The sequence below is a fragment of the Frankia sp. AiPs1 genome (genome assembly GCF_023716945.1).
Lineage (GTDB): Bacteria > Actinomycetota > Actinomycetes > Frankiales > Frankiaceae > Frankia.
In genome coordinates this window covers 1-1,868 of sequence record NZ_JAMQQF010000832.1, presented here as the reverse complement: position 1 = coordinate 1,868, position 1,868 = coordinate 1, and the positions used below count along the sequence as shown (strand labels likewise).

General features: G+C 76.0%; 2 protein-coding genes. Both read right to left on the bottom strand.

From position 1 onward, the window contains the following. Nucleotides 1-22 precede the first annotated feature (22 nt). The gene (locus tag ND748_RS31095; RefSeq protein ID WP_251749876.1) at nucleotides 23-1,321 is read right to left on the bottom strand and encodes a glycosyltransferase; all 1,299 of its coding nucleotides are present in this window, start codon (nucleotides 1,319-1,321) and stop codon (nucleotides 23-25) included. Beyond that, on the bottom strand, nucleotides 1,321-1,868 hold a 548-nt coding region (locus ND748_RS31090; RefSeq protein ID WP_251749875.1), incomplete at its 5' end, for a glycosyltransferase family 9 protein. The genes ND748_RS31090 and ND748_RS31095, both read right to left, overlap by 1 nt.

Sequence of the window (1,868 nt, the reverse complement as noted above, 5' to 3'; positions counted from 1 at the left end):
GCCTCGCGCCGCGCGGCCACCGTCACACCCCCGCGGGCAGGTCGGGGGCGCCGAGGCGGGCCGGCCCACGGGCGGCCAGCCGCTCGTAACCGGCGAGGGTGAGCGCTGCCACCCGGTCCCAGGAGAACAGGGAGCGGGCCCGGCGGGCGCCCTGCGCGCCGAGTTCGAGCCGCCACCCCGGATCGTCGATCAGCTCGGCGAGGGCCTCGGCGATGCGTTCCGGGGAACGCGGTGGGACGTGCAGCCCGGTCAGGCCGTCCACGACCGTGTCGACGAGCCCGCCGACGGCGGAGGCGACGACGGGCACCCCACAGGCCATCGCCTCCAACGGAACGATGCCGAACGGCTCGTACCAGGGCACGCAGGTGACGATGTCCGCCCCCCGGTACAGCGCCGGGAGGTCGCCGTGGTCGACCCGGCCGAGGAAGCGCACGCGATCGGCGACGCCCAGCTCGGTCGCGAGCCGGCGCAGCCGGCCCACCTCCGCGTCGTGGTCGATGCCCGCCGGGGCCGGCCCGCCGGCGACGACGAGCTCGGCCCGCGGTAGGAGCGGCAGGCTGCTGATCACGTTGCCGACACCCTTGCGTTCCACCAGCCGGCCGACGGACAACAGCCGCACGCGCTCGGCCGGGCCGTTCGTGGTGAGCTCCGGGCCGTTCGTGGGGGACGCCGAACCGTTGGTGGGGGACGTTGGGTCGTTCGTGGGGGACTGCCGGCCCTCGACGGTAAACAGGGACAGGTCGACCCCGCATGGCACGACGCTGATCCGCCGCCGCGGCGCCCCCATCCGGATGAGTTCGAAGACCTCGTCGGTGCAGGTGGCGACGAGCTGGTCGACGTCGGCGACGAGCCGGCGTTCCAGCGGGATGCGCGCCGGGGGCGAGGTGTCCTTGCGCCCCTGATGGCGGCGCTTGACCACCCCGAGGGCATGCATGGTGAGCACGACGGGGACGCCGAGCGGGCGGGCGGCGCGCAGCGCGGCGAGCCCCGACATCCAGAAGTGCGCGTGCACGATGTCCGGACGCCGGCACTGCCACTGCCGGTGCAGCTCGGCGGCGAAGCCGTCCATGTAGGGCAGCAGCTCGTCCTTGGGCACGTAGCACGCGGGTCCCGCGGGGACATGGTCGATCCGCACGCCGGCGCCGTGGCGCACGTACCGGGGCAGCTCGGGATCGTCACGCCGCGTGTGCACGGTGACCTGGACGCCCCGGCTGGCCAGCGCCGCGGAGAGAGCGGCCACGTGCACGTTCTGCCCGCCGGCGTCGACCCCCCCGAGGGCGGCGAGCGGGCTGGCGTGCTCGGAGACCATCGAGACGTTCATCAGAATGCCTCCAGGGCGTCCGGGCGGGTCGGACCGGCGGCCATGGCCGGTCCGGCCGGCGGGGCGGCGGTGGCAGTGGCGAACAAGGGTTCCGTGGCGGACGGTGGTTCCGTGGCGAGCGGGGGTGCCTTGGCGGACGGGGGTGCCGTGGCGAGCGCGAGGAGGGTCTCGACGGCGGCGACTACCTCGCTCGGCTCGACCCGGCTCAGACAGGGATGGCCGGGCACCGGGCAGTCCCGGGCATGGCAGCCGGCACAGCCGACGCCCTGGTCGCCGAGCAGCACCCGGTGCGGGGCCTGGGGCGCCCAGCGCTCCGCCGGCACGGTGGCGGCGAACAGCGACACGACCGGCGTTGCCACGGCCGCCGCGAGATGCGCAGGTCCGGTGTTGCCGACGACGACCGCCCCGGCCCTCTCCAGCACGCCGGCCAGGGCCGCGAGGTCGGTGCGCCCGCCGAGGTCCCGGATCCCCGCCAGTCCGCCGGCGACGGCGGCGGTCAGCGGCGTCTCCCGGGGTCCGCCGGTCACGACGACCCGGTGCCCGCGCC